Below are 15,265 nucleotides of genomic sequence, written 5' to 3' on the forward strand. Positions count from 1 at the left end.
TAGAGGATATTCCATGTTTAAATTTAGAAAAAAATCTCATCAAGAGGTTCTAGACAATATTCCCAACCATATCGGTATTATTATGGATGGAAATGGCCGTTGGGCTAAAAAACGTCTACAACCACGTGTGATGGGGCATAAGGCTGGGATGGATGCCTTGCAAAAGGTAACTATCGAAGCATCACAACTTGGAGTTAAGGTATTAACAGTTTATGCCTTCTCAACTGAAAACTGGTCACGCCCACAAGATGAAGTGAAATTCATCATGAATTTGCCAGTTGAATTCTTTAACAAATATGTACCAGAATTAGACAAAAACAATGTTCGTATTTTGACAATCGGAGATAACAGTCGTCTGCCTAAGGAAACCTTAGATGCTCTTGAAAAGGCAGTTGAGCAGACAAAACATAATTCCGGTTTGGTTCTCAACTTTGCACTGAACTATGGTGGTCGTGCGGAGATTGTATCTGCAGTTCAAGCGATTGCTAAAGAGGTTGAAGCAGGCAAACTCAGTCCTGAAGCTATTGATGAAGATCTCATTGCTAAGCATTTGATGACGGATAAATTGCCTTACCTCTACCGTGATCCAGATTTGATTATCCGTACGAGTGGCGAGCTTCGTCTAAGTAACTTCTTGCCTTGGCAATCTGCCTATAGTGAGTTTTACTTCACAGATGTTTTCTGGCCAGACTTTGACCAGCAAGGGCTACGTCAAGCCATCTCTGACTACAATAAACGTCACCGTCGCTTCGGTGGTGTCTAGAAAGGACCTCTCATGCAAGAACGTTTAATTGGTGGGGGTGTGGCAGCAGCCATTTTCCTCCCATTGCTCTTTATCGGTGGTCTTCCTTTCCAACTTTTGGTTGGAGCTATGGCCATGGTTGCAGTGTCTGAGATGCTTCGTATGAAGCACTTGGAGATTTTCTCTATCGAGGGTATTTTATCAATGGTGGCAGCCTTTATCTTGGCTGTGCCGATTGATCAGTATTTTATCAGTCTTCCAACAAATGCTAGTGTGACAGGTTTCGCTGTTATTTCATTTTTGATTCTAGCGGGGACAGTCCTTAATAGCGACCATTATTCTTTTGATGATGCAGCTTATCCAATCGCATCTGCCTTTTATGTTGGTTTTGGTTTCCAAAATCTCATTGCGGCACGTTTGGATAGTTGGGAAAAAGTTCTCTTTGCCCTTTTTATTGTTTGGGCAACAGATATTGGAGCTTACCTCTTTGGTCGTCAATTTGGTCAGAATAAGCTATTGCCAAAAGTATCACCAAATAAGACTATTGAAGGCAGTGTCGGAGGTATCTTATCCGCAATCATTGTAGCTCTTATCTTTGGTTTGATTAACCACAGCGTTTATGCCCCTCATAACTTCTTCTGGTTGCTTATCTGTACGATTCTCTTTAGTATCTTTGGTCAATTTGGTGATTTGGTTGAATCAGCTATTAAACGTCACTTTGGCGTTAAAGACTCAGGCAATCTTATTCCTGGGCATGGTGGTATTTTGGACCGTTGTGATAGCTGGATCTTCGTTTTCCCAATCATGCACTTCCTAGGACTTTTTTAAGAGTGGAGGTGTCTAGATGAAAGCTATTATTACCTTTTTACTGATTTTCTGTGTGATTGTCGTCTTCCATGAGTTTGGTCATTTCTTTTTCGCCAAACGCTCAGGGATTTTGGTTCGTGAATTTGCCATTGGTATGGGACCGAAAATTTTTGCACATACAGGTAAGGATGGTACCGTTTATACTATCCGTATCCTCCCTTTGGGTGGTTATGTCCGTATGGCTGGTTGGGGTGAAGATACAACTGAGATTAAAACAGGTAGCCCTGCCAGTCTAACGATTGGATCAGATGGTAAGGTAAGACGTATCAACCTTTCGGATCGCCAGATTGATCAGACGGCTTTACCTATGAACGTCACTGCCTATGATTTGGAGGATAAGTTAACCATTACAGGTCTAGTCCTAGATGAGACCAAGACCTATGAGGTTGATCATGATGCCACTATCGTTGAGGAGGATGGTACAGAACTTCGTATCGCTCCTAAGGATGTCCAATATCAAAATGCAAGCATTTGGGGACGTTTAATGACCAACTTTGCTGGTCCTATGAATAACTTCATTCTTGGGGTGCTTGTCTTTATTATCTTAGCCTTTGTTCAGGGTGGTGTTCAAGATATATCGACCAACCGTATCCAGGTAGCCGATGGAGGCGCTGCTCAGGTGGCAGGCTTGAAAAATGGTGATGCCATCGAGGCTATCAATAAGGACAAGGTTACTGATTGGGACAGCTTGAAGGAAGCATTGACAGAGAATACCCAAAAATTCTCCAAAGGTGACAGCCTTTCTGTGACAGTTAAGAGAAGTAACGGTCAGGAAGAAACAATCTCTGTTAAACCTCAGGAGAACCAAGGTAGCTACTTTTTGGGTATTTCTCCTGCTTTAAAAACAGGTCTTAAAGATAAGATTTTTGGTGGTTTCCAAATGGCTTGGGAAGGGGCCTTCAAAATTCTCGTAGCACTTAAAGGGCTTATCACCAACTTTAGTTTGAATAAACTTGGTGGACCGGTTGCTATGTTCCAGATGTCTGCCCAGGCTTCAGAAAATGGCTTGATTTCCATTCTTAACCTTATGGGGATGCTCTCAATTAACCTGGGAATTTTCAATCTTATCCCAATTCCAGCCCTTGACGGTGGAAAAATTGTTATGAATATTATTGAAGCCATTCGTCGTAAACCACTTAATCAAGAAATTGAAAGCTATATTACACTTGCAGGTGTTGCTATCATGGTTGTTCTTATGATTGCAGTCACTTGGAATGATATTATGCGTGCTTTCTTTTAATTAGAAACAAAGAAACGAAAGGAAGTCTAAGGGACTTGAGCCAAGGGCCAGCCTCCTTAGTATGTAAATGATGAAACAAAGTAAAATGTTGATTCCAACACTTCGTGAAATGCCAAGTGATGCTCAAGTTATCAGTCATGCCCTTATGGTACGTGCGGGTTACGTGCGTCAGGTTTCTGCTGGTATTTATGCTTATATGCCATTGGCAAATCGTGCTATCGAGAAATTCAAAACCATCATGCGTGAGGAGTTTGAAAAAATCGGTGCGGTTGAAATGTTGGCGCCAGCGCTTTTGACAGCAGATTTGTGGCGTGAGTCAGGCCGTTATGAAACTTACGGTGAAGACCTTTATAAACTTAAAAACCGTGATAAATCTGACTTTATCCTCGGTCCAACTCACGAAGAAACGTTTACAGCCTTGGTTCGTGATGCGGTTAAATCATACAAACAATTGCCACTTAATCTCTACCAAATCCAATCAAAATACCGTGATGAAAAACGTCCTCGTAATGGTCTTCTTCGTACACGTGAATTTATCATGAAGGATGCCTATAGTTTCCACCAAAACTATGAAGATTTGGATGTAACCTATGAAGACTACCGTAAAGCTTATGAGGCTATCTTTACACGTGCTGGCCTTGAATTTAAGGGTATCATCGGTGATGGTGGCGCCATGGGTGGTAAGGATTCTCAAGAATTCATGGCGGTCACTCCTGAGCGTACAGATCTCAACCGTTGGGTAGTTCTTGACAAGTCAATTGCTTCATTGGATGAGATCCCAGAAGATGTCATGGAAGAAATCAAGAAAGAATTGACATCATGGTTGGTATCTGGTGAAGACACAATTGCCTACTCTACAGAGTCAAGTTATGCAGCTAACCTTGAGATGGCAACAAACGCTTACACACCAGCGACTAAGGTTGTGACTCAAGAAGAAGTGACTCGTGTTGAAACACCAGATTGCAAGTCAATTGATGAAGTTGCTGCTTTCTTGAATGTTCCAGAAGAACAAACCATCAAGACTTTGCTTTTCATTGCAGATGATGAACCAGTGGTGGCTCTTCTTGTCGGTAATGATCAGGTTAACGATGTGAAGTTGAAAAACTACCTTGCTGCTGATTTCCTTGAACCAGCTACAGAAGATGAAGCACGTCAAGTCTTTGGCGCTAACTTCGGTTCTCTTGGTCCAGTTAACCTTCCTGAAAATGTTCGTATCGTTGCGGACCGTAAGGTTCAAGACGTGGCTAATGCGGTCGTTGGAGCCAATGAAGATGGTTACCACTTGACAGGGGTTAACCCAGAGCGTGACTTCAAGGCAGAATACGTGGATATTCGTGAAGTTAAAGAGGGTGAAATTTCACCAGATGGTCAAGGTGTCCTTCAGTTTGCGCGTGGTATCGAGATTGGTCATATCTTTAAACTTGGGACACGTTACTCTGAAAGTATGGGGGCTAATGTTCTTGATGAAAATGGCCGTGCTGTTCCAATCATTATGGGATGTTACGGTATCGGTGTTAGCCGTATCTTGTCAGCTGTAATCGAACAACATGCACGTCTCTTTGTTAACAAGACACCAAAAGGTCAATACCGCTATGCATGGGGAATTAACTTCCCTAAAGAATTGGCTCCGTATGATGTTCACTTGATTACAGTTAACACTAAGGATGAGGAAGCCAATGCTTTGACAGAACGTTTGGAAGCTGCTCTTATGGCTGAAGGCTATGATGTCTTGACAGATGATCGTAATGAGCGTGTTGGTTCTAAATTCTCTGACAGTGACCTTATCGGACTTCCGATCCGTGTGACAGTTGGTAAAAAAGCCAGCGAAGGTGTTGTCGAAGTTAAAATCAAGGCAACAGGTGATACTATTGAAGTTAATGCCGATAACTTGATTGAGACACTTGCTATCTTAACAACAGAACAAAATGCTTAATATAAAAAATCTTTTCTTGCAGGAGCAAGAAGAGATTTTTCTTTTGTAGTGACAATGATAAATTGAGAGAAAAGAGAGTAAATTCCAATTTGACAGAATTGTCTAAATAGTGTAAACTTAAAACTATCATAACTACGGAGGCATCACATGCTTAACAAAGCGACCCATTTGGGAAATCTTAAAGCTTTTTATTACTTTAGTTTCTTTAGATAGGACGTTTGTGTTTCAGGATACAAGCGTCAGTCAGTTTGTATCTATGAAGCTAAAGCATTTTGTGATGGATTAGCCGATTAGATGAATAGGTCTAACCGGTGACATAAGCTAGCCTGTGCTAGTCAAGATGCATAAAACCAGTTGGGCCTGTCCTAACTGGTTTTTTTCATACCGTGGTCTATTTTTAATTTTCTTTTGACTCTATCATCTCGGAAAAAAGATGACAGAAAATTGGAAATAGATAGAATAAAAATAGAGGTATACAAGATGAAGAAATTCTTGGTCAGTATGATGGCTGTTATCACAGCTGTCCTCTTAGTAGCATGTTCCAATGCTTCTAATAAAGATTTGGTTCACGTCGGTGTGCTCCAATATGTGGAACATCCTTCCTTGTCAGCGACCCGTAAAGGGTTCATTGAAGAACTTAAAGAGGAAGGTTACGTCGACGGTAAGAACATCAAAATCGATTATCAGAATGCACAAGGAGATCAGTCTAACTTGCAGACGATTTCTCAGTCGCTTATTGAAGATAATGATGTCATGTTGGCTATCGCAACTCCAGCAGCCCAGTCTTTGAGTAGTTTGACAAAGGACAAGCCAATTCTCTTTACAGCTGTTACAGATCCAGTTTCAGCTAAATTGGTTAAGTCTATGGACAATGTTGGAGGAAATGTGACAGGGACAAGCGACATGTCACCAATCAACAAACAAGTTGAGTTGTTGAAAAAGGTCCTTCCAAACACTAAAAAAGTTGGGATTATGTACACGACCAGTGAGCGTAACTCAGAAGTTCAGGTTGAAGAAGCCAAGAAATACTTCAAGGAAGCTGGTATTGAAACGGTTATCAAAGGAATTTCATCAACCAATGATATCCAAGATACAGCCAAGAGCTTGATGAGTCAGACCGAAGTCATCTTCATCCCAACTGATAATACCATTGTTAGTGCTATTAATACCTTGGTAGATCTTTCTAAAGAGACTAAGGTTCCAGTTGTTGGTAGTGACGCTGGTAGTGTAGAAAAAGGTGTCCTATTCACTTATGGAACCAACTATGAAGCGCTTGGACGTCAAACAGGTAAGTTGGCAGGCCGTGTTCTCCGAGGTGAGAAGATCAAGGATGTCGATGCCGAGTATCCTAAAACACTTAATGTTGTAGTAAACCATGACATGGCTAAAGAACTTGGTATTGATGTTTCTAGCATTAGTGACGAGGAATCTAAAGCATCAACACAAGATGACAAACCAATTGCTAAAAAAGATAAGGGTGTCATTAAGCTTAAGGTCAATAAGTCTTCTAAAAAAGGATTTTCAAATGTGGTGCTAACAGCCATTTCTCAGGGGCTTCTCTGGGCTATTATGGCTATTGGGGTCTTCATTACCTTCCGTATTTTGGACCTTGCTGATTTGACAGCTGAGGGGGCCTTCCCACTTGGTGCTGCTACGACAACTATCATGATTATCCGTGGGATTAACCCAATCTTTGCGACTCTAGGTGGTTTTGTAGCTGGTATGCTTGCTGGAGCGGTGTCTGGCTTTATGCATACGAAAATGAAGATACCAGCACTCTTAACAGGGATTATTACCTTAACAGGGCTCTATTCAGTTAACCTTTTGGTTCTTGGCAGTGCCAATGTCTCTCTTTCAGGACATAACACGCTTGTGACTATGGTGATGGATCTTGGTCTATCTAAGCTGAATGGTGTGATTCTATTAGGACTGATTTTTGTTAGTCTGGTAGTACTTATGTTGGTTATTCTCCTTAATACACAGGTTGGACTTGCTCTTCGTGCAACAGGTGATAACCTTGCCATGGGTGAAGCTAATGGTATCAAGGTTGACCGTATGAAGATTCTTGGCTATATGATTTCCAATGGTTTGATTGCCCTATCAGGTGCCCTCCTAGCTCAAAACAATGGCTATGCGGATATGAATATGGGTACTGGTACAATCGTAAATGGCTTGGCTGCAATCATCTTGGCTGAGGTTATCGTCAAGTATCTACCGCTTGGCAAACGCCTCTGGTCAATTGTTGTAGGAGCTGTTCTCTACCGTTTGGTCTTGGTTATTATCCTTGCCATGAATGTTGATGCTCAGATGTTGAAATTGGCTTCAGCCATCTTACTTGCTATCATCCTTTATGTGCCAGAAGTACGACAAAAATTGAAAATCAGACCTAACAAATCCTTGACTCCAGGAGGTGACAAGTAATGGCTTTACTTAGTTTACAACAGATTCATAAAACCTTTGAAAAAGGCACGGTCAATGAAAATCACGTCCTTCGTGGTTTGGATCTCGACATTGAACAGGGAGATTTTATCTCCGTTATTGGGGGAAATGGTGCTGGTAAATCAACCTTGATGAATTCAATTGCTGGTGTTCTTAGCATTGATGAGGGGGATATCTTGTTGGAGGGGCAATCTATTAAGAAAGCATCTGTAGATGAGCGCTCTAAAGATATTAGTCGTGTTTTCCAAGATCCTCGAATGGGGACAGCGACAAACCTTTCTATCGAAGAAAATATGGCTATTGCCTATCGTCGTGGTAAGAAACGTAGCTTCTTTAAAAAGTCTATCACTGAAAGCGAACGTCAAGTCTTCAAGGAAGCCTTGGTAGATCTTGGTCTTGGTCTTGAGAATCGTATGAAGACCGATGCTAATTTCTTGTCAGGTGGACAACGTCAGGCCTTGACACTTGCTATGGCAACCTTAGTGCGTCCGAAAATCTTGCTTTTGGATGAACACACAGCAGCACTAGATCCTAAGACAAGTGACATGGTCATGAATTTGACACGTAAGATTGTTGAAGAACAAGAATTGACAACTCTTATGATTACCCATAATATGGAACATGCTATCGAATATGGGAACCGTCTAGTCATGCTCTATCATGGTAAAATCGTCGTCGATGTGCGAGGTGAAGAAAAGAAAAATCTCACTGTTGCAGAACTTATGGACCTCTTCCACAAAAATAGTGGACAAGTCCTCAATGATGATGCCTTGGTGCTCGGTTAACAAACAAAAAAAGAAACTATCCAAAGTTCAGATTTTGGGTAGTTTTTTCTTGACTATTTTTGACCAAGTGCTAAAATAAATATATGGATTAGCACTCGTGGTTTATGAGTGCTAAAAATAACGTTTCACACGTTACTAATAATAAATAACATTTGGAGGTAATTGGTATGGCATTGAAACCATTGGGTGATCGTATCGTTGTCCGTTTTGAAGAAACAGAAGAAAAAACAGCTAGTGGCTTTGTATTGGCAGGAGCCAGTCATGAAGCTACAAAAACTGCTGAGGTTTTGGCAGTAGGTGAAGGAATCCGTACTCTTACTGGTGAATTGATTGCACCTAGTGTTGCAGCAGGCGATAAAGTTCTTGTTGAAAATGGTGCAGGTGTCAATGTTAAAGACGGAGATGATTCCGTTTCAATTATCCGTGAAGCAGATATTTTAGCGGTCCTAGCCTAGGTCTATGCTAATCAGATATAAAGTAAGATAAAGAAGGAGTAACTATGGCAAAAGATATTAAATTTTCATCAGATGCACGCGCAGCAATGGTCCGTGGTGTTGATACTTTGGCTGATACAGTTAAGGTAACGCTTGGTCCTAAAGGTCGTAACGTGGTTTTGGAAAAAGCTTTTGGCTCACCTCTTATCACTAATGATGGTGTGACAATTGCTAAAGAAATTGAACTCGAAGATCACTTTGAAAATATGGGTGCTAAGCTTGTCAGCGAAGTGGCTTCAAAAACTAATGATATTGCCGGTGACGGAACAACTACAGCCACTGTTTTGACACAGGCTATCGTCCGTGAAGGTCTTAAAAATGTAACGGCTGGTGCTAATCCAATCGGTATCCGTCGTGGGATTGAAGCAGCTGTAGCTACAGCCGTGGAAGAGCTTAAAGCCATTGCACAACCAGTTGCTAATAAAGAAGCTATTGCCCAAGTCGCAGCGGTTTCATCACGTTCTGAAAAAGTTGGTGAATACATTTCAGAAGCTATGGAACGTGTGGGTAATGACGGTGTTATCACTATTGAAGAGTCACGTGGTATGGAGACTGAACTCGAAGTGGTTGAAGGTATGCAGTTTGACCGTGGTTATCTTTCTCAGTACATGGTTACTGATAATGAAAAGATGGTCGCTGACCTTGATAATCCATTTATCCTTGTGACTGACAAGAAAATTTCAAATATCCAAGATGTCCTTCCACTCTTGGAAGAAGTGCTTAAGACAAGTCGTCCACTCTTGATTATTGCTGATGATGTGGATGGTGAAGCTCTTCCTACACTTGTTCTTAACAAGATTCGTGGAACTTTCAATGTTGTTGCTGTTAAGGCGCCTGGCTTTGGTGACCGTCGTAAAGCGATGTTGGAAGACATTGCCGTATTGACAGGAGCAACTGTCATTACTGAAGATCTTGGTCTTGAACTTAAGGATGCAACTATGGCAGCACTTGGTCAAGCTTCGAAAGTAACTGTGGATAAAGATAGCACAGTTATCGTTGAAGGTGCAGGAAGCACAGAAGCGATTGCTAACCGTGTTAACCTCATCAAGTCTCAATTGGAAACAACAACATCTGAATTTGACCGTGAAAAACTTCAAGAACGTTTGGCTAAATTGTCAGGTGGGGTTGCAGTTGTTAAGGTTGGTGCGGCCACTGAAACAGCCCTTAAAGAAATGAAACTTCGTATCGAAGATGCCCTTAACGCTACTCGTGCCGCTGTTGAAGAAGGTATCGTAGCAGGTGGTGGTACAGCCCTTGTTAACGTCATTGCTAAGGTTGCTGAACTTGATCTTGAAGGTGACGACGCTACAGGACGTAACATTGTCCTCCGTGCCTTGGAAGAACCAGTTCGTCAAATTGCTTATAACGCTGGTTATGAAGGTTCAGTTATCATCGATAAATTGAAGAACAGCCCAGTTGGTACAGGCTTTAACGCTGCTAACGGTGAATGGGTAGATATGGTTGAAGCAGGAATTATCGACCCTGTTAAGGTCACACGTTCTGCCCTCCAAAATGCTGCTTCTGTAGCTAGTCTTATCTTGACAACTGAAGCAGTCGTTGCCAACAAACCTGAACCAGAAGCTCCAGCAGCACCAGCTATGGATCCAGGAATGATGGGTTACTAAGAGTTTAAAAAGCAAAAGAAAAAACCTAGGAAAAGTAGAGAAACTTTTTCTGGGTTTTCTTTTTATCAATTATTTGTTGTTAATTACTGAAAAGGGTTAAATGTACCAGAACTTCCTTGTTGACCTGCCATTTGCATCATCATTTGTTGCTGCTTGATACGATCTGCTTCCTTATTCATATTGATAGAAACAACAAGAAGGATGATCCAACCGATGAATGTCCAGTTTAGGAGGATAGATAAGACAAAGATTAGCCATTTCTTGTCTGTTTTATTAAGGAGGGCTGGTAAGATAATAAGTGCTACAAAAGGTAAAGAAAAAATTAGGAGGAAGAGTGCTGAGGGTAATGTTGCCCCAACTTCATCGCTAGCAACTCCAATTAAATATATTCCGAGGGACCAGATGATAAATGGAATATCAGCGACGGCTAACATGATGAGGTTTGTTTGGGATTTCTTTTCTGGCCTCTTCCAAGTTTCGTTTAGATTTTTACCTGCTTGTTGGAAAGTTTCACCAGTTTGATTCGCAAATTGGTGAATAGTCTGACTGGCTGTTTCTACAACAGGTTTAACTTGTTCCTGGAAGGTCTTTGATTGATTTTCTTGAGCTAGGTTAGTCGCTTGAAAAGTCCCTTCTTCGTTTACCGTAGAGTTAGTGAGTGGCTCTTCAGCGACGTCATAGCTGTCAACATCATTTTCGGTAGTTTCTACAACTTCTGTTGATGGTGCAGGTTCTGTAGGCTCAACACCTTCTGAGTCTTGCTTAGTTTCTACAGTGTCTTTTTGTGGGACAGGTTTTGTTATTTCGACAGTTTGTTTGGGAGTTTCTCGGACAAACTCGCCTTTCTGAGCTGCTTCAGCCATTTCTTGAATACTTGGATTACGACCATTAACTGCTTGGAAAAAATCGATCCAATCTTGTTGCTTCATGTGTATAACCTCCAGATATCTTGATTATAAAAATGTTGATAATTACAATTATAGCAATAGTGTAAGGGGACTACAATGGGAGTCTTTACTTTATTTCCTTATAATCTTCTTATCACTAAAGATGGGAAAGAGAAAGAAATAGGTTAGGATATAGACCACTAGAGGATATATCAGTGGATTATAGTCCCAGGCTCCTTGCCAATCTAGGTGTAAGAGTCTAACACTAGCGCGTGTTAGACCGGCACTCCAAGCTTTAAGGCCAAATGGTCTTAGGATTAAACTGAGTGGTGTTGGAAGATGTAAAAGGTAGACTCCATAAACTGCCACTAAAACTAAGAGATATAATCTAAAAAAACGCTGGTGGTAGGCCCACAAGCGTGTGAAATAGTTTTTCATTAGCCAATAACTGCAAATAGTTTTTGAGCGTTTGATTGGCGAGTAGCATCCATGATGAGGAATAAGTCAACGATTGACCAGATACCACATCCACCACACGTCAAAAGTTTACCAACACCGAGACCAATTTGTCCTAATAGAAAGCGGTCAATTCCAAGAGTCCCACCTAGAAGTGAAATAATCAACAACATTGTTGGATCTTGGAAGCTGATTGAGTAAAGCATTGAAAGTTGTTGCTCAGGAAGTGCTTCAAGACGTTGACGGATGTACTGAACTTGTTCTGTTGGGAAATACTTGGCGTTAATGGTTATCCATTGATCGACTGGATTCATAAATTAAATACCCCTCAAATTTTAAATGATATGTAAAGGATAACATATTGTAAAGGGAGATTCAAGGCGGTCAAGGTTTTTGAAGTCAATAAAAGTAACTTATTTGCAAGCTTCCACTGTGTCATAACTAGAGGATCATAAGGATAATCCTTTCGCACTATGCTTGAGAATGAGCCTACTTCTATTATTTGTGATTTCTCAACCCTTGTTCAAAACTGTCTGAATTCGCCTTAACAGTGATTTTTTCGAGTGTTAAGGGATGGGTGAAACTAAGAGTGTGGGCGTGGAGCATGAGTCGAGATGCGGTTCGGTGACTATAAAGAGGGTCTCCCAGAATGGCATGTCCATGGTGGGCCAGATGCACACGAATTTGGTGGGTCCGGCCGGTTTTTAGTTGGCAATTGACCAGACTAGCTCCTTTAAAGGTTTTGAGGCGTGTGACGGTTGTATAGGCAACCTGCCCTTTTCTAGAATCAACCACCCGTTTTCTACGATCATGGCGGTCGCGTCCAATCTTGTCATTGTACACAGTCTCCTTGGTTTGGAATTTACCTTCAGCCAATGCCCAGTATTGACGTTGGATGAGTTTATCTTCCAAGAGGCGGTTGAGAATTGGCAGGATAAACGGATTTTTTGCGAAGAGGACAGCCCCACTAGTTTCCATGTCTAGTCGATGAACGACGTAACAGGTTTGCCCACAATAGGCTGAAACATGGTTAAGTAGAGCAATTTCCGTGGGTTCGTTACCATGCGTTTTCATTCCTTCAGGCTTATTGACCACGATGAGATGTTGATCCTCGTAGAGAGGCTCTATCAAATTAGCATTTCCCATAGGGATAATTTTTTCAGGGTAGTCCTCCCGGTCAAAGGTCAGGCTAATCTTATCGCCTTTTTCAACAGGACTCTGCCAATTAATAGCTTCTCCATTGATGAGGACGTGCTTTTTCGTGCGTAGGAAATGACGAATCTTACGAGGAATGAGGAGCTTAGTTTCTAGCAAGTCTTTGACAGTCGTTGCAGGATAAGGATTGATAATTTCTACGTGTAAAGTCATGGTTTCATTATATCATGAACGTTTAAAAGAGGACAGAATCTGTAAAAACTTGGTATAATAAGGTTATGACATTTTTTGATAATCTAAAAAACAAACTTTTTAAAGAAGAAACTAGCGGAAAGGGTAAGGAATCCCAGCCTGCTGGAAAATCGAAGGATTTACAAGATAAGATAAAGGGATTGTTCGCTAAGAAACCTGATGAGGTTGAACAAGCCGTTGAAGACTTGGATATGTCTCAGGAAAGTAAAGAGACGTCACGTTATCAACGTTCTAAGCAAAAGAAACCTATTGATACCACCAAACCCTTAGGTAAGGTTCAGGCGTTCTTGAGCAAGTTTACGCTTTCGCCAAGAAATCCTATTCGCCGTTTCTGGCGTCGCTATCATATTGGGAAAATTCTCTTTATCATGCTAGCTGTGCTGGTTCTGACAGTAGGTTCCTATCTTTTCTATATTGCCAAGACGACCAATGTTTCAGACCTTCAAGATGCCTTGAAAGCCACTACGGTTATCTATGACAAAGAAGGCAATCAAGCTGGTTCTTTGTCAGGGCAAAAAGGGACTTATGTGGAGCTGGATGCTATTAGTGATAGCTTGGAGAATGCTGTCATAGCAACTGAGGACCGTACCTTCTATAAAAATAGCGGGGTTAACGTCAAGCGATTCCTCCTGGCTATTGTGTCCATGGGGCGCTTTGGTGGTGGTTCAACCATTACCCAACAGTTGGCTAAAAATGCCTTCTTGACTCAAGAACAGACTGTTACTCGTAAGGCCAAGGAATTCTTCCTCTCTTTGGAATTAACTAAGAAATACAGCAAGCAAGAAATCCTTACTATGTACCTCAATAATGCCTACTTCGGAAATGGGGTTTGGGGTGTTGAAGACGCCAGCCAAAAATACTTCGGGACAAGTGCTGCCAATCTAACCGTTGATGAAGCAGCGACCCTCGCTGGTATGCTTAAGGGACCTGAAATTTACAACCCAATCGATAATATCCAAAATGCGACCAACCGTCGAAACACTGTCCTCGCCAACATGGTTGATGACAAGAAGTTGAGTCAGGCAGATGCCGACAGTGCGGCTGGAGTTGATATGGCTAGTCGTCTGGATGATACCTATCAAGGGACTGGCGATGACTACAAGTATCCGTCTTACTTCGATGCCGTCATTGAAGAAGCTACGAAAACTTATGGCTTGAGTGAGGATGAAATTGTTAAAAATGGCTACAAGATCTACACAGAGATGGATGCCAACTCACAAGCTAACATGCAGCAAACCTACGAAAATACTTATCTCTTCCCTACATCAGAAAGTGATGGTAGTACAGCCCAGTCCGCTAGTGTGGCACTTGATCCAACAACTGGAGCGGTCCGTGGTCTAGTAGGTCGTGTAGGTGGTACCAGTGATACAACCTTCCGTAATTTCAACTATGCAACCCAAGGTAAGCGTAGTCCTGGTTCGACCATCAAACCTTTGGTAGTTTATGCCCCGGCCTTGGCTTCAGGGTGGAGTATCAACAAGGATCTCCCTAATAAACCAATCGACTACAACGGCTATACCCCAACTAACTATGGTGATATTGAGACAGAGGATATCCCCATGTATCAAGCTTTGGCCAACTCCTACAATGTCCCAGCAGTTTACCTATTTAATCAAATCGGTATTCAAAAAGGGATCAGTTACGGTCAAAAATTCGGTCTCAACTTTGACAATGTTCCAGAAGAACTGGGGATTTCACTTGGTGGTGGTGTGACAGCCAGTCCTCTTCAAATGGCTCAGGCATATGCGACCTTTGCTAATGGTGGTGAGATGAACACGGCTTATTTCATCACTAAAATTGAAAATGCCAGTGGTGACATTATTGCTACCCATAGTAAGAAGTCTAAACGTGTTATCAGCCAGTCAGTAGCTAACCAGATGACCAGCATGATGCTTGGTACCTTCTCAAATGGTTCCGCTGTGAATGCCAACTACACAGGTTATACGATGGCAGGTAAGACAGGTACTGTTCAGGCTGAATTTAACAAGGATTTGACTAGCGACCAGTGGGTGATTGGTTATACTCCTGATGTGGTTATGACGACCTGGATTGGTTTTGATAAGACTGACGAGAGTCACTACCTAACAGGAGCTAGCTCGGGAACAGCTTCGACGATTTTCAGCTACATCGCTGCGGATGTTTTGCCAAATACACCAGGTACTGAGTTTACCGTTGAAAATGCCTATGCAGCTGATGGTCAAACACTAGACTATACGGCAGATCCAAATGACTCGCGCAATAGCAGTAACAAGTCATGGACAGACAAGGCATCAGACGTTGTGAATGACGTTAAAGATCAAGCAAGCAGCCTTTGGGATAAGATTACAGACTCCTTCTCAGGTCTATTCAGATAGCTTGTCAATTGCATTTAAAAGTGGTAAGATAAAAAG

The 15,265-nt window shown here is 41.7% G+C and carries 13 protein-coding genes; 9 read left to right on the forward strand and 4 right to left on the reverse strand.

Features of this window, described 5'->3' with window-relative positions; genetic code table 11:
- The first annotated feature begins 13 nt into the window (after positions 1-13).
- The 8 genes from HMPREF2697_RS01130 (at position 14) to groL (ending at position 10,125) form a co-directional block, all read left to right on the forward strand.
- Positions 14-763, forward strand: coding sequence for an isoprenyl transferase (locus HMPREF2697_RS01130; protein ID WP_002886457.1), 750 nt, complete (start codon positions 14-16; stop codon positions 761-763).
- 12 nt (positions 764-775) lie between these two features.
- Positions 776-1,570, forward strand: coding sequence for a phosphatidate cytidylyltransferase (locus tag HMPREF2697_RS01135; RefSeq protein WP_070579707.1), 795 nt, complete (start codon positions 776-778; stop codon positions 1,568-1,570).
- 16 nt (positions 1,571-1,586) lie between these two features.
- On the forward strand, positions 1,587-2,849 hold the full coding sequence (gene rseP / locus HMPREF2697_RS01140; protein ID WP_070849257.1) for an RIP metalloprotease RseP: 1,263 nt from the start codon (positions 1,587-1,589) through the stop codon (positions 2,847-2,849).
- A gap of 70 nt (positions 2,850-2,919) precedes the next feature.
- A complete protein-coding gene (locus HMPREF2697_RS01145; RefSeq protein WP_104020717.1) occupies positions 2,920-4,782 on the forward strand; it encodes a proline--tRNA ligase in 1,863 nt (620 codons plus the stop codon).
- Between the two features lie 480 nt (positions 4,783-5,262).
- A complete protein-coding gene (locus HMPREF2697_RS01150) occupies positions 5,263-7,203 on the forward strand; it encodes an ABC transporter substrate binding protein (RefSeq protein WP_070849261.1) in 1,941 nt (646 codons plus the stop codon).
- Positions 7,203-8,006, forward strand: a complete 804-nt coding sequence (locus HMPREF2697_RS01155; RefSeq protein ID WP_002883592.1) for an ABC transporter ATP-binding protein — start codon at positions 7,203-7,205, stop codon at positions 8,004-8,006. Before HMPREF2697_RS01150 ends, HMPREF2697_RS01155 begins: the two co-directional genes overlap by 1 nt.
- A gap of 167 nt (positions 8,007-8,173) precedes the next feature.
- Positions 8,174-8,461: a co-chaperone GroES gene (gene groES, locus HMPREF2697_RS01160; protein WP_002883604.1), complete on the forward strand. Its 288-nt coding sequence runs from the start codon at positions 8,174-8,176 to the stop codon at positions 8,459-8,461.
- Positions 8,462-8,505: 44 nt separating this feature from the next.
- Positions 8,506-10,125 (forward strand): chaperonin GroEL, encoded by a 1,620-nt coding sequence (groL, locus tag HMPREF2697_RS01165; RefSeq protein ID WP_070849264.1) that lies wholly within the window; start codon positions 8,506-8,508, stop codon positions 10,123-10,125.
- 83 nt (positions 10,126-10,208) lie between these two features.
- Here groL and HMPREF2697_RS01170 read toward each other — a convergent pair whose 3' ends face one another.
- The 4 genes from HMPREF2697_RS01170 to HMPREF2697_RS01180 form a co-directional block, all read right to left on the reverse strand.
- Positions 10,209-11,054 carry a superinfection immunity protein gene (locus HMPREF2697_RS01170; protein ID WP_070849266.1) on the reverse strand — a complete coding sequence of 282 codons (846 nt, stop codon included), beginning with the start codon at positions 11,052-11,054 and terminating at the stop codon, positions 10,209-10,211.
- Positions 11,055-11,144: 90 nt separating this feature from the next.
- Positions 11,145-11,450: a DUF2752 domain-containing protein gene (locus HMPREF2697_RS10050; protein WP_073689661.1), complete on the reverse strand. Its 306-nt coding sequence runs from the start codon at positions 11,448-11,450 to the stop codon at positions 11,145-11,147.
- The gene (locus tag HMPREF2697_RS01175; protein WP_013989998.1) at positions 11,450-11,782 is read right to left on the reverse strand and encodes a TM2 domain-containing protein; all 333 of its coding nucleotides are present in this window, start codon (positions 11,780-11,782) and stop codon (positions 11,450-11,452) included. The genes HMPREF2697_RS10050 and HMPREF2697_RS01175 overlap by 1 nt, the downstream gene beginning before the upstream one ends.
- A gap of 184 nt (positions 11,783-11,966) precedes the next feature.
- Entirely contained in the window at positions 11,967-12,836 is an 870-nt protein-coding gene (locus HMPREF2697_RS01180; protein WP_070849268.1) for an RluA family pseudouridine synthase, read from the reverse strand.
- Positions 12,837-12,901: 65 nt separating this feature from the next.
- Between HMPREF2697_RS01180 and pbp2a the strand changes: the two genes are divergently transcribed.
- The gene (gene pbp2a / locus HMPREF2697_RS01185; protein ID WP_070849270.1) at positions 12,902-15,229 is read left to right on the forward strand and encodes a penicillin-binding protein PBP2A; all 2,328 of its coding nucleotides are present in this window, start codon (positions 12,902-12,904) and stop codon (positions 15,227-15,229) included.
- Positions 15,230-15,265: the final 36 nt, after the last annotated feature.

It is taken from the genome of Streptococcus sp. HMSC064D12 (genome assembly GCF_001837205.1).
In the GTDB taxonomy this organism is placed as follows: Bacteria; Bacillota; Bacilli; order Lactobacillales; family Streptococcaceae; genus Streptococcus; species Streptococcus salivarius_D.